This is a genomic window from Streptomyces sp. SID8352 (assembly GCF_009862265.1).
Taxonomy (GTDB): Bacteria; Actinomycetota; Actinomycetes; order Streptomycetales; family Streptomycetaceae; genus Streptomyces.
This window is the reverse complement of the sequence record NZ_WWGX01000064.1, coordinates 95282-115148: the sequence shown is the minus strand read 5'-3', so window position 1 is coordinate 115148 and position 19867 is coordinate 95282. Positions and strand designations below refer to the sequence as shown.

Here is a 19867-nt window from a genome sequence, read left to right as displayed (position 1 = left end):
AGTCGTGGATCGGGGCCGCTCCGGAGAAATCCGGAGCGGCCCTTCGATCGTTCCGGGGACCGGGGCGCTCCGCCGCCCCGAGCGCGGCGTGTCCCGGCCTTCCGGCCCGATGGGGTGCCGCCCGTCGGCCGGTGCCCGTGCCGGTCTGCGGAGTCGGTCCTTTGGGGGCGTCGTCCTGGACCGGGCCCTCCTCGGGACGTTCCGGGGACGGCCCCCGTGGAGACGCGGGATCGAGAAGGACTCCGGCCTTCGCCACAGCGACCGCGGACCGCGGCAGAGACCCGGGGAATGATCGATTTCACTCCCGGGAATGTGCGGTCCCGGGAATCGCCGGAAGAGGATCTTTCCTTATGGCGATCGATCGACGCGCGGCTGGAGGGAGATGTGATCCGGCCCGTCACGGCGGAGGGCCGGAGACGGGTGCCCGGCGGTAGTGCGGGATTTCGTATCTGATTTCGGCCAATCGCATCTCGCTCCGTTTGTTCGCCCGATGTCCGGGCAGACGTGCTCCAGTGCGTGCTCGATGTGCGACCGGCGACAGTTTCTTGTCGTTCTTTTCCTTTCGGTGGCTCGGGAGCCGCGAAACCTGGGGGATGGATGATGATCCGTAAGGGTGATCGACTTTTCGTGAGGGGCGTCGGATTACCCGGGCTTCGCGCCGGCTCGCCCACCGGCAGCGACGGCAGATGATGGCGGGGGAGACGGAAAGGGTATGTCCGAAGCAGTCGGAGTCGTCGCCGAAAGGCCTCTGGAGCAGCCGCGACTTCCTCACCTTCTGGTCGGGTGAGGCGTTCTCCCTTTTCGGAGCGCAGATAACCAGTCTGGCACTGCCACTGACCGCGATCCTGGTGTACGACGCCACGCCCCGGCAGATGGGACTTCTCAGCTTTCTGCAGCTCTCCCCCTACCTGTTCCTCTCTCTGCTCTTCGGCGTCTGGGTCGACCGCAGCCGACGCAAACCGCTGATGCTGGCGGCGAACGCGATCAGGATGGTGCTGATCGGCGCGGTCCCGCTGCTGGCGGCTCTGCACCTGCTCTCCGTCGAGGGCCTGCTGGTCATCGCCTGCCTGGTCGGTACGTGCTCCGTCCTGTTCGACGTCAGCTGGATGTCCTTCGTGCCTACCCTCGTCAAGGACCGGCGGCTCTACGTCGAGGCGAACCAGAAGCTCGGAGTGACCCAGTCGACCTCGGACGTGGCCGGCCCCGGGGTCGCCGGCCTCGTCGTCGGCTGGCTGGGTCCCCCCACGGCACTGGTGCTGGACGCCGTGTCCTATCTGGCCTCGCTGACGAGTCTCCTGATGATCCGCACCAAGGAACCCCCGCCGGGCCCCACCGGGGAGCGCCATCTGGGACGCGAACTCAAGGAGGGCGTGAGCTGGGTCCTCGGCCACCACCTCCTGCGGCCCCTGGCCCTGCTCGCCCCCTTCACCAACTTCTCGCTGACCGGGGTCTCCACGCTGTTCCTGCTCTACGGAGTGCGGGAGAAGGGACTCTCCCCCCAGCTCATCGGTCTGATCTACTCGGTGTCGTCGGTCGGGGCCCTCCTGGGAGCCCTCGGCTCGGCCGCCATCATCCGCCGCTTTCCCACCGGCCTGATCTACGGCGTCGCTCTCACCGGCATCTACACCGGTCCGCTCCTCCTGATCGTGGCCGGTGGCCCCAGACCGCTGATGATCGCCACCTTCATCCTGTCCCTGCTCATCAGCTACTTCGGCAGCGGTCTCTCCAACATCGTCCAGTTGACGCTGCGCCAGACCCTCACCCCGCGGTCGCTGATGGGACGGATGAACGCCGCCTTCCGCACGCTGCTGTTCGGCGGAGGTGCCCTGGGCGGGCTGTGCGGTGGCCTGCTGGGCGGGGCGCTCGGTCTCCGCGGCGGTCTGGTCGTCCTCGTGACGGGCTCGGCGGCCATGACGGTTCCGCTGCTCCTGTCACCCGTCATCCGCCTGCGAGCCATGCCCCGGCCCGAGGCGGAGAGCGACGTGGCCGAGCCGTAGAACGCGGTCCCCCGGGAACCTTCCGCCCACCCCGCCCCGGCCGGGCGGTGCCCCGTGCGCTTCCGATTCCCCGCCCCGGAGGAATCCCCTTGTCCGCAGAGCAGTCACCCACCATGCCGGAGACGACCTGACATGTACGCGCGTGACGAACCCCGCCCCGAGGCCGCCGGCCGTCCCCTTCCCGCGGTCCGTCCGGCCTCCTACGCCCAGGAACAGCTCTACTTCCTCGACGAGCTGGCAGCCGGCAACGCGGTCTACAACATCCTCATGGTGTGGCGGCTGACCGGCCCGCTGCGCGTCGAGGCCCTCCGGGGCGCCCTCGATCTGGTGGTCTCCCGCCACGAGGCCCTGCGTACCACCATCCACCGCACCGACGACGGCATCCGGCAGCAGGTGGCCCCGCACCGGCCGCTGACGCTGCCCACCACCGACCTGTCGGGCCTGTCCGAAGCCGACCGGGACAAGCGCCTGAACGCGGAGATCGCGGCGCTGAACGCACGGCCCTACGACCTGGGAACGGGCCCGCTGCACCGCTTCGCCCTCTTCCGGCTGGGAACGCGGGAGCACGTTCTGTGCCAGGGCTTCCACCACATCGTCACCGACGGCTGGTCCACCGGGCTGATCAACGCGGAGATCTCCACCGCCTACCGCGACCTGTGCGAGGGAAGGACCCCCGCGCTCGGGGAGATCACCCTGGACTACACGGACTTCGCCGTCGCACAGCGCGAGCGCCGGGACGGTGCGGACCTCAGGGAGGACCTGGACTTCTGGCGCGCCAGGCTGGACGGCGTACGCGTGCTCGACCTGCCGGCCGACCGGCCGGGATCGTCCGAGGGCGGCGGCCGCGGCAGCACCCTGCACAGGAAGCTCTCCGCCGACGTGCGCGACCTCGTCGTGCGGCTGGGCGCGGACGGCGCTTCGCCGTTCATGGTGCTGGCGGCCGCGCTGAACGTCGTGCTGAGCCGCTGCACCGGTCGCCACGACATCCCGCTCGGAGTTCCCATGCTGGGCCGGCCGGAGCCGCAACTCGAGTCCGTCGTCGGCATGTTCGTGAACATGGTCGTCCTGCGCTGCGACCTCTCGGGTGATCCGACCTTCCGGGACGTCCTCGACCGCGTGATGGAGGGAACCTTCGAGCTGTACGACCACCAGGAGGCGCCCTTCAACCGGGTGGTCGACGCCGTACGCCCGGTCCGTGAACCGGGCCGCAACCCGCTGTTCCAGGTGAGCCTGCAGGTACTGGCCGGCAACACCGCCGGAGCGAACCTCTCCCTGCCGGGCGTGCGGGCCCAACTGCTCCCGCAGGCCGCCGAAGGATCCCGCTTCGACGTCGCGATCACCCTCGTCGACGACGGAACCGCTCTCAGCGCCGCGGTGGAGTACTCCACCGACAGATTCGACGCCTGGCGCCCTGAGGCACTGCTGACGCACCTGGAAACGGTGCTCCGCGCCGCCGCTGCCGCCCCGGACCAGCCGGTGGCGCGTATCGAACTGGTCGCGGGGGACGAACTGCGGCTCCTCCTGGAGTCCGGGCACGGTGCCGGCACCGGGGGCGGGAGCGGGACCGTCCCTGCGGCCGTGGCCCGCATCGCGCGGACGCGTCCCGCCGCCACGGCGTTCATCGGCGGCGACCACGAACTCACCTACGCCGGACTCGACCGCCGGGCCGCGGCGCTCGCGGCGCGGTTGCGGGCCGCGGGCCTGGAAGCGGGCGGACACGTCGTCGTGGTCAGCGACCGGTGGGACCACGTCGGCGTGGCCGCACTCGGGGTGTGGTGTGCCGGTGGCGTACTGACCCACCTGTCGGTTCAGGAGGCCGTCGAGAGGCTGGACCCCATAGCCGCCGACACCGGAGCCCTCCTCGTGCTGACGGACAACGGGTCACGGGGCGGGCTCCCGGACTCGTCCGCCTGGAGCCCGTTGCCGATCCGCACCGCCGGGGAACAGGAGCCGTCCGCGGACTCCGCGGGGCCGGTGGACACGGGGATCGCCGAGCGGTCGCCCGCCCAGGTCGTGTACTCCGCCGACGCGACGGGCGGCCTGCGGGGCGTCCGACTCCCGCACAGCGCGCTGTCGTTCAGCGCCGACGGCCACCGGAGCGTCCTCCGGCTCGGCGGCGACGACAGGCTGTTCCTGCCCCCGATCGCGGCCGAGGTCCGCCACGGAGCGCTGTGGGCCGCTCTGACCTGCGGCGCCGCAGTCATCACGGCGGAGCCGGAGAAGGCCGGAGACGCCGCGCATCTGTCGGACCTGCTGAGCGGGCACGGTGTCACCCACGCCCACCTGCCGCCCGCCCTGCGTGCGCGGCTGGACCCGGCCGCGCTGCCCGCCCTGGTGTGTGTCCGCGGTTCGGACCGCGAACTGCCCAACCCCGACGCCCGTGCCTGGGCGGGCGGGGAACGGCGCTTCGTCACCGTCGGGGAGCTGCCGGGGGTGCCCGTGGCATGCGTGCGCACCGGGCCCGGCGACATCGTTCCGTACGAGAACCGTTCGCTGTACGTCGTCGACGACGCGCTGAACCCGGTTCCCCGCGGCGTCGAAGGCCGCCTCCTGGTGGGAGGAACGCCGGGCACCATGGCCGACGGCCCGGTGAACGGGTCCGGGGCCGGCGCGGGGTACTTCCTGGCGGACCCCTTCCGTCCGGGGCGTGCCGCCCTTCTCACCGACGAAAGGGCCCGCTGGAACCACGGGGCGGGGCTGGAACTGCTCGGGACCGCGCGGGAGGGCATCTCGGTGGAAGGCGTCCGTGTGCCGTCCGCTCACGTCGAGGCCCTTCTGTGCGGGCACCCGGACGTGGCCTCGGCCGTGGTCGCGCAGGACGGGGCGGCCGGTCTGACGGCCTTCGTCCGCGCGTACGGCGACCGCCCCCCGGACATGGCGGCACTCGGCGCCCACCTGGGCCGCCATCTCCCGCCGGCACTGATCCCCGGGCGTTGGGTGAGCCTCCCCGACCTTCCGCTGCGAGCGGACTGGGAGGTGGACCGCGACGCCGTCCAGGACGCGAGCGCCGGGGCCGGGGCCGCGGCGGGGCCGGAGCCGCTCACCCCGACCGAGGAGGCGGTGGCCGGAGTCTTCCGCCAGGTGCTGGACGTCGGCGAACTGGCGGCCGAGGAGAGCTTCTTCTCGGCGGGCGGGAACTCCCTCCAGGCCATGCGGGCGATCAGCCGGGTCAACACGGCGTTCGGGATCAGGCTCAGTGTGCGGGTGATGTACGGCAACGTCACGGTGCGGGCGATCGCCGCGCTGGTCGACGAGAAGCTGGGCGAGGTCCGCCGATGACGGACTTCCCCGCCCCCCTGTCCGACGCCGATCTGATCGTTCCGCTGAATCCTTCCGGTGCCGCCGCTCCGCTGGTCTGCGTGCACGCGAGCGCGGGCTCCGCGTACCCCTACCTGCCGCTGGCCCAACTCCTCGGCGCCGACCAGCCGGTTCTCGGCATCGAGGCGCCCGGCTTCGACGGGGAGCAGGCCCCCGTGTCCTCCGTCCCCGACCTCTCCGCACGCTACGCGGCCGCTCTCCGGGAGGCCGTTCCCGGGGGCGCGGTGCATCTGCTCGGCTGGTCACTGGGGGGCCTCATCACCTTCGACATGGCGCGACGGCTGGCCGGAGCCGGTGTCGAGGTGGGCCGCGTATTCCTCGTCGACAGCAGCCCACCCCACCCGTACCCGATGCCGCCGGAGTCCGAGACCGCCGGGCGCTTCCTCCACGACATCGCCGCCTCGCTCGGCCTGGGCGACCTCCGGGTGGAGATCGACGCGCTCGTGGCCGGCCGCGACGGGGGCACCGACGCGTTCTTCCGCGAGGTGCAGCACCTGGGCGCGTGGCCGTCGGAACTGGACGCCCGACTGCTCGGCGAACGCTACGCGGTCTTCCACGCGCACACCCTGGCCGCCCACACCTACGAGCCACCCGGCAGGTACGACGGTCCGGTCTGGCACCTGCTGGCCTCGAAGTCCCCACCGCAGGACGGGCGGTGGGCGGAGCTGGCCCCCGATCTCACGGAGCACACCGTCCCGGGCGACCACCACTCGATCTGGTACGGCGACAGCCTGCGACGACTCGCCGCCCTCATCCGGTCGGCGCTGGCCGGCTCCGTGCCCGGCGGGGAAACCGAAGCGCACCGAAATTCCACATTCCAGTAGACAGTCCGGATGATTCCAGTGGAATGCTTGCCGGAGTGAAATCTGGACCGTAGCATAATTCAGGCGCCGTTGAGGCTGTGGAAGGGTGCCCTGTTTCGTATGCGCATCGTCCTCGGCCGTGTTGTTTCAAGCGTGCTCCATTTTCCACGGTGACACCTGCTCAAAGCATTCAGAAAATGCCCGAGCTGTTTTGCGTATTCGAGTGGAGATCCCGCTCGGTCTTCTGCAGGCGCATTGATCATGTTCCGCACGACAGAAGCGCATCTCGTGTCAAACGGTTCCCTCTCCAAGGAGTAGCGGTATGTCCTCACAAGGCGACCGGCCCGCGGAAACAACCCGACTCGACCTGCTCGACTGCACGCTCCGCGACGGCATGTACGCCGTGGATTTCCAGCTCGACGAGAAGTTCGTGACCGGGCTCCTCACCCGGCTGAACCAAACGCCCGTCACCAGGATCGAGGTCGGACACGGTCTCGGTCTGGAGGCCGAGCGGACGGGCGTCACGGCCTGCAACATCGGCCACCGGCGCTGGGGCGAGCTGGCCGGCGCCACCCTGTCCGCCAAGCCCTGGGGCATGTTCGCCCAGCCGGACTTCACCCGGCTGGAGACCGTGGAGGGTCTGGTCAAGGAGGGGATGACGTTCCTGCGGGTGGGGGTGGAGCCCGACCGGGTCGCCGATCACCTCGGCTACCTGCGGCAGGCCACCGAGGTGTGTGACGAGGTCTACCTCAACCTCATGAAGTCGAGTGCCACTCCCGTCGACCGGTTCGTGGATGCCCTGGCCGACGTGCCCGACGCGGTCACCGGGGTCTACGTGGTGGACTCCTACGGGGCGATGCTCCCCGACACGGTGACCGAGTACGTGAGCGCCGTCCGCCGCCACTTCGACGTGGTCGGCTTCCACGGCCACGACAACCTCGGGCTGGCCAACGTCAACAGCATCACCGCCTACGAGGCGGGCGCCGGCATCGTGGACGCCACCCTCAACGGCATCGGTCGCGGTTCAGGGAACGCCTCTCTCGAGGCGATCGCCGGCATTCTCAAACTGAGCCGCGGCGATCTGTTCGACTACCGGGAACTCGCCCGGATCGCGGAGTACGCCCACATCAATATGGACGCCGTCCGCGAGGACCGCACCATGCAGGTCCTCGGAGCCGTCATCGGCATCCACTCCGGCTTCTTCCCGCTGGTGGAGCGGCTGGCCGAGGAGTTCGGCATCGATCCGGCGCGCCTCATGGAGACCGCGGTGGAGATCGCCGACCACAGCCCCCGCAAGGACGACTTCCGGAGCGCCGCCGCACGCTGCTGCGCCGCCTGAGGCCTGTCCGGCCATCTGCCGTCGTCGCCCGTGGGGCGGGCGGGAACGGCCGCACAGGTCTCGGGGACCGCGGGCCGGGACCGCGCACCCAGGGCCTCTCGTCTGGATCAGGCCGGGCTCGCGGGGTCCGGCGTGATCCAAACGAAAGACCTGGCCCCGTCCTCGCGTCCCCGCGGGGTGCCGGGGCGACCGAACACCAGAAGAGGAGATTCGATGAAACTGGCCAGGACCTCACCCGATCCGGGTCCCGTCGAGATCGTGGTGAGCCACAACACCAACTGGCTCCCGCTGAAACGGATTCCGGGGTACGCCGAAGTGAGCCGCATCGCCGACCTGGTGGAAGGCGGGGACCTGCGTGCCCTCGCCGAGGCCGTGGAGCGTCACGGCGACGATCTGCCACCGGTCGGCTTCGACCCGGCCACGTCCTCCCCGGTGGCCGACCGGGCGGCGGACATCTGGGGCGCCGGCCTCAACTACCTGCGGCACAGCGAGGACCTGGCGGCGCAGCAGCCCACCTCGGGTCCCGGTTCCTACCTCCGCCCCGGCGGCTGCCTCATCGGCAACAAGGACCACATCGAGTTGCCGGACCAGTCCGAGCGCGTCACCGCCGAAGCCGAACTCGGGCTGGTCATCGGCACCGCCTGCAAGAACGTGAAGCGGGACGAGTGGAGGTCGGTGGTCGCGGGAGTCACCTGCGTCCTGGACATGACGGCGGAGGACGCCATCCGGGAGAACCCGCGGCACATACCGTGGGCCAAGGGGTTCGACACGTTCTGCAGCGTCGGACCGGTCCTGGTGACCCTGGACGAGTTCCCGGACGGCTTCGACGCCGTCCGGATCTCGACCGTCCTCAACGGGGAGACGGTCGCCTCCGCCACTCCGGCCGCCATGAAGTACGGCCTGGGCCACCTGGTCGAGTACTTCACCGCGGGCCGCGTGCTCGCCCCCGGAACCGTCCTGTGCACCGGCACTCCGGGCGCCGCGGTGATCAATCCCGGAGACACGGTGCAGTCGGTCGTCGAGGGTGTCGGCACCCTCACCCACCCGGTGCGGTGACCATCCCGTCCGACACCGCCGCGCCACACACGAAGGAGGGCGAGGTGTTCGACCGCCGCAGTACGGTCGTCGACCGGATCGACGAGGCGATACGGCGATTTCCCGACGCCGCCGCCCTGCGCAATGCCGAACGGGTCTGGACCTACCGCGAGTTCGGCCGCCTGGTCGACGCCTTCGCGCGCACGCTGTCCGAGCGCACCGGACAGGGCGAGTTCGTCGGCGTCAGCAGCCACCGCGACATCGGAGCCGTGGTCGCCATCGTCGGCGCCCTCAGGGCACGGCGCCCGTTCGTCGTCATCGACGACCGGGACAGCGCCGCCTCCAACACTTCCAAGGTGCACCTGCTGCGCCTGCGGACCGTGGCGGACACCACCTCGCCCGACGGCCGGGTCACGCTGGGCGACGTACCGGAGCGGTGGCTGCCCGCGGACACCCGCTCCCGGTCACCGCTGCCGGACGGCGTCGGCTACGCCATTCACACCTCCGGGTCCACCGGTCGGCCCAAGTGCGTGCTGGTAAGGGCGGATCCCCTGGCCCTCGTGGTCCGGGACCACGTCGAGCGGCTGGAGGTGGGGCCCGGCTCCCGGACGCTCCAGTTCGCCCGGCTGACCTTCGACGGCTGCCTCACCGAGATCCTCTGGACGCTGACCGCGGGAGCCTGCCTCGTGGTGCTGGACGAGCCGAGGCTCACCCCGGGCGCCGTACTGGCCGAGACCCTGGAGGAGTTCGGCATCACCCATCTGAAGACCACGCCGTTCGCCCTGACGGTCACCGAGCCGACCCCGGGGATGAGGCTGAGGCACGTGATCAACGGCGGGGGCCCCTGCCGCCCGTCCGTGATCCGTTCCTGGTCGGTGGCGAGCGCCTTCCACAACGCCTACGGACTCACCGAGACCACCGTGTGCAACCTGCTCAGTGACCCCCTCGCGCCGGAGCCCGGACGCCACGCGGTGCCGCTGGGCACCGTCGTCGGCGACTGCGCCTACCACCTGCGGCCGGTGGCGGGGGAGGAGGGCGACACCGGACGCGGTGAACTCGTCATCACCGGGGAGAGCGTGGCGCTCGGCTACCTCACCGAGGAGGGACTCGCGCCGTTCGGCGAGCCGGGAGCCGAACCCGGCTACGCCACCGGCGACATCGTCGAGGAGCGGGAAGGAGCCCTGTACTTCGTCGAACGGGTCGACCGTCAGGTCAAGCTCCGCGGCTACCGCCTGGACCCGGGCGAGATCGAGAACGCGGTCTGCCGGCTGGACGGTGTCCTGGACGCCGTGGTCGCCGCCGAGGCGCACGACGGCCTCCGCCGAGGAGACCCGGACGTACTCGTCTGCTACTACCGGGGCGACGCCGACCCGCGCATCCTGCGCAAGAGCCTGGAGACGGTTCTCGACCCGTACAAGATCCCGTCGCTCTTCGAGCGCGCGGAGGTCTTCCCGCACACGCCGAACGGCAAGATCGACCGGGACGCGCTGGGCGCCGGCCGACGCGACCGGCTGATCTCGCGGAGCGTCCCCGAAACAGGAGCCGACCAGCGGATCCTGCGTCTCGTTCGCGACCTGACCGGGGTGCGGGACCTCACGCTGGAGGACAACTTCTTCGACGTCGGCGGCGACTCCGCCACCGCCGTCGTCCTGGTCGGCCACCTGCGCGAACTGGGCTGGTCCGACGCCGGGATCCGGGACGTACTGCGCGCCGAGACCCTGCGGGGACTCGCGGAGCGACTCCAGGAACGGGGCGTGTAGCGTCATGTGCGGCCTGTGCGGAACCTTCGCCCCCGACGGCACCCTCGACAGGACCGTCTCCGCGACCATGCACACCCGGCTCACCCACCGGGGGCCGGACGAGAGCTACTCGCTGAGTACGCCGACGCTCTCCATGAAGCTCGGACGCCTCGGAATGACCGGACTGCGCGACGGCTGGCAGCCCGCCGACGACACCGGCGGCCGGTACGCGGCCGTGACCAACGGGGAGATCTACAACGCTCCCGAACTGAACCGGCGCCTCGGCCTGCGGCCGACGAACCGCGTCGACGTGGCCCTCGTGCCCGAACTGTTCGCCCGGTACGGGACCGACGGGCTGAAGCTGATCGACGGACAGTTCGCCACCGCCGTCTACGACCGGGCCCACGACCGGCTCCACCTGGGCCGCGACAGGTTCGGCATCTGCCCGCTCTTCTACACCGTGGCAGGCACCCACACCCACTTCGCCTCCGAACTCAAGACCCTGGTGACCTCCGTCCCCGGGGCCCGGAGAATCGACCTCACCGCCGTCGACCAGTACCTGGCCCTGGGAAACATCGTCGCGCCCAGAACCCTGGTGCGCGACGTCCACGCGGTCCCGCCCGGCTGCGTGGTGACCTTCGGCGACGGTGCACCGCGGACCACGCGCTACTGGCGCTACGGCGAGTTCGACACCGCCGCCCCACCCGCCACCCACGAGGAGATCCGGGCCACGCTCGGCGACGCCATCCGGGACCGGCTGCGCGCGGACGTCGAGATCGGCGCCTACCTCAGCGGCGGATTCGACTCCTCCACCCTCGTGGTGGAAGCGGCCCGGCTGCTCGGCAGGGCGCCCAGGACCTTCTCCGTGCTCTTCGAGGACGCGGCCCTGGACGAGGGGCGCTTCCAGCGCGAGGTGGCACGGACGGTGGGCAGCGAACACCACCAGATCCACTGCGGCCCCGCGGACGTCGCCGCCGGCTTCGAGGACATGGTGCGCCACTGCTGCCATCCCCAGCGCGAGACGTACAACGTGGCCGCCCGCCTGCTCTCCGACGACGTACGCCGGGCCGGTCTCAAGGGTGTCATCTCCGGTGAGGGCGCCGACGAGCTCTACTTCGGCTACGACTCCTATGTCTTCGACGCCGCACGCCGCACGCGGCCGGCGGCCCGCGAGGAGAACTCCCGCGCCTGGGGCCGCGCGGACTTCGGCTGGGAGGTCGACTGGGACCGGTCCGCGCGCCGCCGCTCCTGCCTCGCCCCGGCGGCGGAGGAGGCCCTGGCCGGGGCCGATTTCTGGCAGGAACGGCTGATTCCTTTCAACGACAAGGAAGCCGCCGCCCTCACCCCGATGCAACTGCGCTCCGTGGCCGACGTGTACGTCCAGCTCGGAGGCCATCTCCTGGGCGACCACGGCGACCTGATGCTGATGGCGAACTCCGTCGAGGGCCGCTACCCCTTCCTCGGCAACGAGGTCGTGGAACTCGCGCTGCGCACCGCCGACGAACGAAAGGTGGCCGACTTCGAGGGCAAGGCCGTTCTCAAGGCCGCCTACGCCGACGTGGTCCCCGCCCAAGTGGTGAACCGGGCCAAGCAGGGGTTCACCGCGTACGGACTGGACGCGATCTCCGACGACCGGAACACGGCCCGCTGGCGCGATCTGGTCGTGGCGGGCGGGGTCTTCGCGCCGGACGCCCTGGAGCGGCTGACCGCCGATCCGGTCCCCGGCAAATGGGACCTGCGGCTCAGCCTGATCAGTATCAGCGCGATCGTCGACGAGTTGGGACTGAAGCTGTGACCGGAGCCCCATCGCAAGCGTGGAACGACGTGATCGGCGAGCATCGCTGGCGCTCCGCCGGGACGGTCTGGGTGGAGGAGGGGCGGGAGTACAGCCGCGAACGCGTGGGCGGACTGGCCGCGGCCGTGCGGAGGGCGGTCGGCCGGTGCGAGGGCGCGCGCGTGGTGTGCCTGAGGGCCGACAGCCGCCTTGGCTTCTTCGCCGGACAGCTCGGCGTGTGGTGGGCGGACGGATTGGCGGTGGCCGATGACGGGAGCCTCGCCCCCGACGTGCTCGACCGGGTCCGACCGGATGTGACGCTGTTCGTACGGACGGGTGCGGCGGCGGAGGGCGACGGGGTCGAGGAGGTCTCCCGGGCGGCGGAGCCGCTCCCCACCGACCGCATCCCGGCCGACGTGGTGGCGGTCAACTTCACCTCGGGCAGCACCGGCCGACGCAAGGCCGTCGCGGTCACCCGGGGGAATCTGCTGGCCCTGTTCGCCTGCCGCGGCCTGGACGTTCCCACCGACGGGGCGCCGACCGCCGGTGGATTCGCCGCCCCGGCCTTCGACGGCTGGTGGTTCGACACCTGGAAGGCGGTGGCCGCGGGCGGCCGGGTCGTCCGCCTCCCCCATGTCAACGAGGACGTGTTCGCCTGGCCGGAGCTGGCCGAACGCTACTCCATCGACCGGGTCCTCCTGCCCGCCGCCGTCATCACCACCGTGGTCGGCGCCGTGCCCGAGTGCCTCGCGGGCATTCCGTGGATCTTCAGCGGCGGAGAGCAGTTCCACGCGGCCACCTACCGCCAGGCCCGCCACGCCGGACTGACCAGCCGCTTCGTCAATCTGTACGGCCCCACGGAAGCGACCTTCGCCACCCACCGGTACGACCTCCCCGCGGAATTCACCGCCGACACCGTCCCCATCGGAACCCCCCTGGACGGCTGCGACCAGACCCTGCTGCCCGCAGAGGACCCGGCGCGGCATCTCGGCCACCTCGTCGTGTCCGGCCCCCTGGTCTGCGCCGGATACCTGGACGGCGGGCGGCTCGCCGAACCCTTCCCGGTGCACCGGGGACAGGCCACCTACCGGACCGGTGACCTGGTACGCCGGGACGCCTCCGGAGCACTCGTGTACGCCGGGCGGCAGGACAGCCAGATCAAGGTCAACGGCACCCGGGTGGACACCGCGGCCCTCCAGTCCGCGGCCTGCGGTGTCCTCGGTGTCCTGAACTGCAGGGTCGCCCAGGACGCCCGGGGTACGGTCGCCTTCGTCCAGCTCAGCAGGGACGCCCCACCGCGGGAGGCGGTACGGGCCGAACTCGAAACGCTCGTCCGCTCCTTCTCCGACGCCATACGGCTCCACCTCGTCCACGCGTTCCCGACGAAGGCGGGCGGAAAGATCGATCTGCACTCACTCATGGACGACGCCCACATGGAAGGGACCGGCAAGCGATGAGCCAGATATCACCAGCCCTGATCCTGGAATGCCTAGCCAAGGTCCACCACGGCGAACTGAGCGCGGACACCGACATCTTCGAAGCAGGCGTCGACTCGCTCGTCGTCCTGCGGGTGCGGGCCCTGATCAAGCAGCAGACCGGCGTCAAGGTGCCGGGCCATGTGTTCTTCGAGGGCCGCACCCCGGCCCGCATCGCCGAGAAGGCGGGAGCACTCCATGCTGGTGGTTGAGAACAGCCCGCTCTACTCGGCGGACTTCTTCGCCGTCGACGACCCCTGGAGCTACCTCTCCGACCTGCGTGAGAACCACCCCGTCTCCATCCACCGGCGGTCCGACGGCTACGAGTTCCACGCGCTGACCCGGTACGCCGACGTCTACGACGCCTACGTCGACCACACCCGCCTCAGCTCCGCCTACGGCACCATGATCGACGGCTCGTACCGCCCGGAGAAGGACTCCGCCTCCGGCCGGATGCTCATCGTCGCGGACCGGCCCGAACACACCGCCCTGCGGCGGCCGATCAAGCACAGCGGATTCAACCGGAACATGCTGGACAGGGCCGGCCGTACGGTGCGCCGCAACCTGCGCGCCGTGCTCGGCGAACTCTCGGTGGGCGACCGCATCGACTTCGACAAGGTCGTGGCACCCGAACTGCCCAAGGGCGTGCTGGAGGTCCTCTTCGGCATCGCGCCGTCCGACGCGCGCACGCTGCTGGAAGCCACCCGCACCATGATCGGCTACCGGGACGAGGCGTACACCGGCGCATCACCCCTCGAGTCCCTGGTCGACGCCCAGATGGAGGTTCTCGACTTCATCGACGACCTGATCGGGCAACGGATCGAATCGGGGTCCGGCGACGACATGATCGGCTTCCTCGCCGGGCTCGTCTCCTCGGGCGACATGCCGCGCGACGTGGCCCTGCTCAACGGACTCAATGTCGCCGTCGGCGGGAACGAGACCACCCCGCACACCGCCAGCCTCACCGTCGACACCATCCACCGCGAACGCGCCCAGTGGCTCAAGGTCGTCGCCGGAGACGTGCCCGCCGAGACCGCCACACAGGAGTTCCTGCGCTGGACCTCCACCAACAGCTACGTACAGCGGCTGACCGTGGCTGACTTCCCGGTCGGCGGTGAGGTCATACCCGCGGGCAGTTTCGTGACCCTGTGGAACATGGCCGCCAACCGTGACCCGGCGGTGTTCGACCACCCGGACTCGTTCGTGATCGACCGGCAGGACAACAGGCAGTTGGCGTTCGGTGCCGGCATCCACCGCTGCATCGGCGCGCCTGTGGCCACGCTGGAGATCCAGACCTTTGTGGAAGAACTCGCCGCGTGGGACAAGGCGTTCGTGGTCGTCGAGGAACCGCAGCGGCTCCGCTCCAACTTCATGCTGGGGCTGACCAGGCTCCCGGTCGAAGTGGTGGACGCCAAGGACGTCGGCGCATGAGCACAGGGGAGGAGGGCGTCCTGCTCGTCGCCTTTCCCGCGGCGGGCTCCGGCGGTACCACGCTGGAGCAACTGGAGAAGCTCGCGGCCCGGCAGGGCATGGACTTCCTCTCCCTGCCGAACCCGCCGACGAGCGACGCCGTCGAATCCGGGCAATGGCAGCGGCAGTGCCTCACGGATCTGGTCCGGACCCTGGACGGCACCGGCGCCACGCTGACGCTGCTGGTCGGGCACTGCATGGGCGGATTCTCCGCGCTGCGCCTGCGCGGTCTGTTCGCGGAGCACACCGGGCACCCCACCGGAGTGCTGCTCATCAACACACCCTGCCCGGACGGCGAGGGCCGGATTCCGACCATGTCGGAGCTGCCGGACGACGGCATCGCCCGGATCCTCGCCCACGAGGGCTTCCCGCAGGACCTGCTGGACGACGAGGACGTGCTCGCCGAGGTCGCCGACCGGCTGCGGAGCGAAGCCTCGGTCGCCGACGGTCTCGCCCGTTGGCTGCGGACGGAGGACGAACCACTGGACCTCCTGCACGTCCTGTCCACCCGCGGCGACTTCTTCATCCCGCCGCGCCACTGCGTCACCTGGCACGAACGGGTCCGCGGCGAGGTCCACTTGACGGTGGCGGACGGTGGCCACGCCATCGACGCCTCCCTGGCCGGGCTGCTCGAGAAGTGTGTCCACGCCGCGCTGGCCGGCACCCGAACGGAGAATGCGTGAAAGACCTGCACAAGTCGCTGGGTGGGGTGGTCGGGACCTTCCTGGCCCTGTCCACGATCCTGGGCAGCGGCATGATGATCCTGCCCGGCACCAGTTACGACACCCTGGCCCGCTCCGCCTGGATGCCCTGGGCCGTGGCCGCGCTCGCGGTCGTCCCCCTGCTCCACTGCTACGCCTGGCTCGGGCGGCGCTACCCGTCCGCGTCGGGGGTGGCGCACTACGCCGGGGTGGCCTTCAACCCGGTCCTGGCGCGGACATCGGGTACTGCCGCGACGTTCGCCCTGGTCGCGGGGATACCTGCGACCGCCCTCACCGGCGGGCGCTACCTCGCCGAGTTCACCGGCGCGGAAGCTCTCACCTGGCTGTTCCCGGCGCTGGTCCTCGGTGTTGCCACGGCCGTCGCGTACGCCGGTACGGGAGTCTCGGGGAGGCTCCAGGTGGCCCTGGTGATCGCCCTGTTCGTCCTGATCGTTTGTGTCGCCCTGGTGGCGCTCGGCTCGAACGGCGTACGGACGCCGGCCACCCGGCTGCCTCCGTCCGGAACCTTCGGCATGGTGCTGACCTCCGTGTTCGTCGCCTTCACGGGCTGGGAGACGGTGGCGTTCACCTTCGAGGAGCACAAGAGGCCGGACATCATCCCGCGCGTCTTCGCCGCCTCCTACGTCATCGTCGTGGCCCTCTACGGACTGCTGCTGCTCAGCCTCTTCGCCACCGTGGACCCGGACGCCGACGGGCTGCGTTCGGCGCCGCTGCTGCTGCTGGCGGAGCGGGCCCTGGGCGACGTCGGCCGGCCGGTCGCCCTGGTCCTGGTGACCGGGGTCATCACGGCCAACGTCCTGGCATCGGTGCTGGCGCTCTCCCGCCTCGTCTTCGGCATGGCGCGCAGCGGCCATCTCCCGGCCGCCCTGGCGCGCCTGCGCGAGCGGGACGGCAACCCCGTGACCGCCGTCGTGGCGGTGGGAGCGCTGCTGGTGCTGATCGCGGTCCTCAGCGTGAGCGGCCTGGTGCCGCTGGAGCACCTGTTCACCTTCTCCGGCGGCATCTACTTCGTCCTGTACGGGGTCGGGGCGGCGGCCTTCGCCCGGCTCGCGACCGGCATGGCGGCCCGTGCCGTGACGGTGCTGTGCGCGGTGACGGTCCTCGGGGTCACCCTGCTGGCGGGCCCTCCCATGTGGCTGTGCTGGGGCCTCTTCGCGGTCCTCGCCGTGACCGTCCTCGCCACGCGGCGCCGGAACGAGCACGTTCCGGCGTCCGAGCGCACCGGGGCCTGAGCCCCGGCCCCAGGTCCTCTCGTTCGGACCATGCCGGGCTCGCGGGGTCCGGCCTGATCCAAACGAAAGACCCCAGACGTACCGGACGACCGGAGGTGGACGACATGACCGGCGATGGACGCCAGCTCATTCTCTTTCCCGGCGCGGGAGCCTTCGGGAGCGAGTTCCACGCCCTGCGCTCGGCGGCCGGGGTGGACAGCGCGGTGATGCGCTATCCGGGCCGGGGCACGGGAGAGGCCGTCTCGTTCGAGGCGGTCGTCGCCGCCTGCGCCGACCGGATCGCCGGTCGGCCGGACAGCCGGCCGGTGCTCTTCGGGCACAGCTACGGCGCCTACCTCGCCTACGCGACGGCAGTCGCGCTCGCCCGGCGGTCGGTGGACGTCTCCCTGCTGATCGTCGCCGGGGCAGCCGCGCCCGACCTCCTGCGGGTGCCGCCGGAGGCCACGGTCTCGCCCGAGGCCGCGGCCGCCTACCTCGACGAAGCCGAGCCGGGGAGGCTGGCGGCCGCCGCGCCGGAGTGGCGCGAGGCGGTTGCCGAGACGCTCCAGCGGGATCTGCGGGTGCTCGCGACACTGACGCTCGCCTCCCCGCCCACCCGGGTCCCCTGCCCCGTCCTCGCCCTGCGCGGAGCGGAGGATCCCCTGACGAGCGACGCCTCGCTCGCGGGATGGGAGCGGTTCACACGAGGGGGCTTCGACCGGCGGAGCCTCGAAGGCGGCCATTCCGGCGTCCTCGACGCCCCGGACCTCGCCGCACTCGTCCGCGAGCGGCTGACCCGGAAGGCGGACCCGCCCCGCACCACGCGCCCGTCCCCTGACGGCCCGCCGGAGATTCGCCGCCGTCCGCCGGACCGGGAGGGCTAGTCTCCCACCGTGATCACCTGCGTAGTGAGATACGTCATCGACCCGGAGAAGACCGAGGCGTTCGAGCGCTTCGGCCGCCGCTGGATGGCGCTGGTCGACGCGCACGGCGGCAGCCACCACGGGTACTACCTTCCCGCCGAGGGGGCGAGCGACGAAGCGCTCGCGCTGTTCAGCTTCCCCTCCCTCGCCGAGTACGAGCGGTACCGCGAGCTGTTCGGCCGGGACCCCGAGTTCATCGAGGCCGACCGCATCCGCGACGACAGCGGCTGTGTGCTCCGTCACGAACGGACCTTCATGAGGCCGCTGGAGCGCCACGCGTGACCGGCGGTGCCGCACCCGGCCCTGCTCCTCCCCGTGCCCGTCGGACGCCCGCCCGACGGCCCGCCGTGCCCAGGACGGGCCCGGCCTCCGCGGGTGACGGGGCGCGGGTGCGTACGTCCTGGTACGGCACGGACGGTCCCGGGGCCACGCCCGATGTCCGGCCTTCCGCCGCCGACGCGCTCGGTACACCGCGATCCCCACGCCCGCCGCCGTCCGGCGCCCGGCCGTTCGGACCACGACGGAGCGGGGCCGCCGGACCCGGGAACGGTCCGGCGGCCCCGCGGGCCCGCGCCTCGGATCAGCCGGTGAAGCCGGCGGTGATCGAGGTGAACTTCCACTCCGGACGGTCGCGGTTGACCGCCCAGAAGGCCAGCCGGCCGATGTGGTGGGAGTTGGACCAGTCGCGGATCTGCGTCCAGATCTGCGCGGTGGTGACCTCACCGGCGTCGCTGTTGTCGTTCATGCCGGAGATGCCCACGTGGGCGTAGGCCTCCGCCTCAGACCAGCCGAAGGTCGACATCAGCTTGGTCTTCAGCCCCTCGGTGGCCCGCACCGTGTGGCCGTACATGTCGGACTGACCGCCGAAGTTGAACGGCATGATGGTGAAGTTGTCGATGTCCGCGCCCAGGGCCTGGGAGCGCTCGATGAGCCGGTTGCCCCAGGAGTTGGGACCCGTGTTGAGCGTCGGGAAGGTGAGGATCGTCCGCAGACCCGGGTTGTTCTGCTTGACGATCTTCAGGGCGCCCAGGATGCGGTCCTGCACCGCCGCGTTCTCGAACTCGTCGGTGTTCTCGATGTCGACGTCGATCGCCTTGAGCTTGTAGGCGTCGATCACCTTCTGGTAGGCGCCGGCCAGCGCCTCGGTGGTGGTGCAGTTCGGGCCGAGCTTGTTGCCGCTCCAGCCGCCGATCGAGGGGACGACGTCGCCGCCGGCCGCCCGGATGGCCTTGATGGTGGTCTCGTCCACGCCGCCGGTCAGCGGACGCTGGCTGTCCCAGGAGGGGTTGCACCCGTTCTGCGCGAGAATGAAGGCCATCGTGTACCACTTGATGCCGGTGGACTTCATGACCTCGGTCGCGCTCGGCGGGTTGCCCCAGCCGAGGTAGAGGTACGGCGCGGCCTGGATGAAGCGGCCGCCGTCGTCGCCCTTCTCACCGGTCTTCGCGGTGACGACCGCGGAGTCCCCGGACACGTTGCCCGCCCGGTCCTTGGCCCGCACGGTGAAGCGGTACTCGGTGCTGGGCGTCAGGCCCTGGACGGTCGCGCCGGTGCCCGTCACCGAGGTCGCCAGGACTCCGTCGCGGTAGACGTCGTAGCCGGTCACACCGATGTTGTCGGTGGAGGCGTTCCAGGCGAGCGAGACGCTGGTCGCGGACGTCCCGGTGACGCGCGGGGAGCCGGGGACGGAGGGGGCCTCGCGGTCGTCGCCGCCGCCGGGCCCGTCCAGGCTGATGTCGTCGGCGTAGTAGGTGCCCTGGCCGTACCAGCCGTGCAGGAAGACCTCGGCGGTGCGCTGGGAGGCACCGGTGGTGAAGGTGACCTTGAGCTGCTTCCAGTCGGGGGCGGAGGCGGCCCACGTGGAGGTGCCCCCGGTGACGCCGAGGTACGCGTAGTTGCCGCGCACCCAGGCCGACAGGGTGTACTGCGTGCTCGGCTCGACGGCGACGGTCTGGGCGCACTTGGCGTTGTCACCGGCGCTCACCGCGCCGGCCAGCGCCTTGGTGCCGCCGTGGACCGGGCTGCTGACGACCGATCCGGTCCCGCCCGAGCAGGACCAGT

At 71.0% G+C, this 19867-nt stretch carries 15 protein-coding genes; 14 read left to right on the top strand and 1 reads right to left on the bottom strand.

Annotated features, from left to right (window positions below; all coding sequences use genetic code 11):
* The first annotated feature begins 686 nt into the window (after positions 1-686).
* The 14 genes from GTY84_RS20340 (at position 687) to GTY84_RS20275 (ending at position 18088) form a co-directional block, all read left to right on the top strand.
* On the top strand, positions 687-1997 hold the full coding sequence (locus tag GTY84_RS20340; protein WP_345943491.1) for an MFS transporter: 1311 nt from the start codon (positions 687-689) through the stop codon (positions 1995-1997).
* Between the two features lie 132 nt (positions 1998-2129).
* Positions 2130-5276, top strand: coding sequence for a condensation domain-containing protein (locus GTY84_RS20335; RefSeq protein ID WP_161227731.1), 3147 nt, complete (start codon positions 2130-2132; stop codon positions 5274-5276).
* Complete coding sequence (locus GTY84_RS20330) at positions 5273-6139, top strand: alpha/beta fold hydrolase (protein WP_161227730.1); 867 nt, start codon at positions 5273-5275, stop codon at positions 6137-6139. Before GTY84_RS20335 ends, GTY84_RS20330 begins: the two co-directional genes overlap by 4 nt.
* A 301-nt stretch (positions 6140-6440) precedes the next feature.
* On the top strand, positions 6441-7457 hold the full coding sequence (locus tag GTY84_RS20325; protein WP_161227729.1) for a hypothetical protein: 1017 nt from the start codon (positions 6441-6443) through the stop codon (positions 7455-7457).
* A gap of 213 nt (positions 7458-7670) precedes the next feature.
* Complete coding sequence (locus GTY84_RS20320; protein WP_161227728.1) at positions 7671-8513, top strand: fumarylacetoacetate hydrolase family protein; 843 nt, start codon at positions 7671-7673, stop codon at positions 8511-8513.
* A complete protein-coding gene (locus GTY84_RS35000; RefSeq protein WP_161227727.1) occupies positions 8510-10252 on the top strand; it encodes a non-ribosomal peptide synthetase in 1743 nt (580 codons plus the stop codon). Before GTY84_RS20320 ends, GTY84_RS35000 begins: the two co-directional genes overlap by 4 nt.
* A 4-nt stretch (positions 10253-10256) precedes the next feature.
* Positions 10257-12026 (top strand): asparagine synthase (glutamine-hydrolyzing), encoded by a 1770-nt coding sequence (asnB, locus tag GTY84_RS20310; protein ID WP_161227726.1) that lies wholly within the window; start codon positions 10257-10259, stop codon positions 12024-12026.
* Between the two features lie 29 nt (positions 12027-12055).
* On the top strand, positions 12056-13462 hold the full coding sequence (locus GTY84_RS20305; protein WP_161227725.1) for an AMP-binding protein: 1407 nt from the start codon (positions 12056-12058) through the stop codon (positions 13460-13462).
* Positions 13459-13692: an acyl carrier protein gene (locus tag GTY84_RS20300; protein ID WP_161227724.1), complete on the top strand. Its 234-nt coding sequence runs from the start codon at positions 13459-13461 to the stop codon at positions 13690-13692. Before GTY84_RS20305 ends, GTY84_RS20300 begins: the two co-directional genes overlap by 4 nt.
* On the top strand, positions 13679-14911 hold the full coding sequence (locus GTY84_RS20295) for a cytochrome P450 (RefSeq protein WP_161227723.1): 1233 nt from the start codon (positions 13679-13681) through the stop codon (positions 14909-14911). Before GTY84_RS20300 ends, GTY84_RS20295 begins: the two co-directional genes overlap by 14 nt.
* On the top strand, positions 14908-15633 hold the full coding sequence (locus GTY84_RS20290) for an alpha/beta fold hydrolase (RefSeq protein WP_161227722.1): 726 nt from the start codon (positions 14908-14910) through the stop codon (positions 15631-15633). Before GTY84_RS20295 ends, GTY84_RS20290 begins: the two co-directional genes overlap by 4 nt.
* The gene (locus tag GTY84_RS20285; protein ID WP_161227721.1) at positions 15630-16904 is read left to right on the top strand and encodes an APC family permease; all 1275 of its coding nucleotides are present in this window, start codon (positions 15630-15632) and stop codon (positions 16902-16904) included. The genes GTY84_RS20290 and GTY84_RS20285 overlap by 4 nt, the downstream gene beginning before the upstream one ends.
* Before the next feature lie 104 nt (positions 16905-17008).
* The gene (locus tag GTY84_RS20280) at positions 17009-17767 is read left to right on the top strand and encodes an alpha/beta fold hydrolase (RefSeq protein ID WP_161227720.1); all 759 of its coding nucleotides are present in this window, start codon (positions 17009-17011) and stop codon (positions 17765-17767) included.
* Between the two features lie 9 nt (positions 17768-17776).
* On the top strand, positions 17777-18088 hold the full coding sequence (locus GTY84_RS20275; RefSeq protein WP_161227719.1) for an NIPSNAP family protein: 312 nt from the start codon (positions 17777-17779) through the stop codon (positions 18086-18088).
* 298 nt (positions 18089-18386) lie between these two features.
* Here GTY84_RS20275 and GTY84_RS20270 read toward each other — a convergent pair.
* Positions 18387-19867: carbohydrate binding domain-containing protein (locus GTY84_RS20270; RefSeq protein WP_161227718.1), on the bottom strand; the 1481-nt coding region annotated here is incomplete at its 5' end.

Excerpts from the sequence above, each read along its gene's own strand:
- GTY84_RS20340 (WP_345943491.1), top strand. The coding sequence starts at position 687 with ATGATGGCGGGGGAGACGGAAAGGGTATGTCCGAAGCAGTCGGAGTCG.
- GTY84_RS20335 (WP_161227731.1), top strand. The coding sequence starts at position 2,130 with ATGTACGCGCGTGACGAACCCCGCCCCGAGGCCGCCGGCCGTCCCCTT.
- GTY84_RS20330 (WP_161227730.1), top strand. The coding sequence starts at position 5,273 with ATGACGGACTTCCCCGCCCCCCTGTCCGACGCCGATCTGATCGTTCCG.
- GTY84_RS20325 (WP_161227729.1), top strand. The coding sequence starts at position 6,441 with ATGTCCTCACAAGGCGACCGGCCCGCGGAAACAACCCGACTCGACCTG.
- GTY84_RS20320 (WP_161227728.1), top strand. The coding sequence starts at position 7,671 with ATGAAACTGGCCAGGACCTCACCCGATCCGGGTCCCGTCGAGATCGTG.
- asnB (WP_161227726.1), top strand. The coding sequence starts at position 10,257 with ATGTGCGGCCTGTGCGGAACCTTCGCCCCCGACGGCACCCTCGACAGG.
- GTY84_RS20300 (WP_161227724.1), top strand. The coding sequence starts at position 13,459 with ATGAGCCAGATATCACCAGCCCTGATCCTGGAATGCCTAGCCAAGGTC.
- GTY84_RS20295 (WP_161227723.1), top strand. The coding sequence starts at position 13,679 with ATGCTGGTGGTTGAGAACAGCCCGCTCTACTCGGCGGACTTCTTCGCC.
- GTY84_RS20290 (WP_161227722.1), top strand. The coding sequence starts at position 14,908 with ATGAGCACAGGGGAGGAGGGCGTCCTGCTCGTCGCCTTTCCCGCGGCG.
- GTY84_RS20280 (WP_161227720.1), top strand. The coding sequence starts at position 17,009 with ATGACCGGCGATGGACGCCAGCTCATTCTCTTTCCCGGCGCGGGAGCC.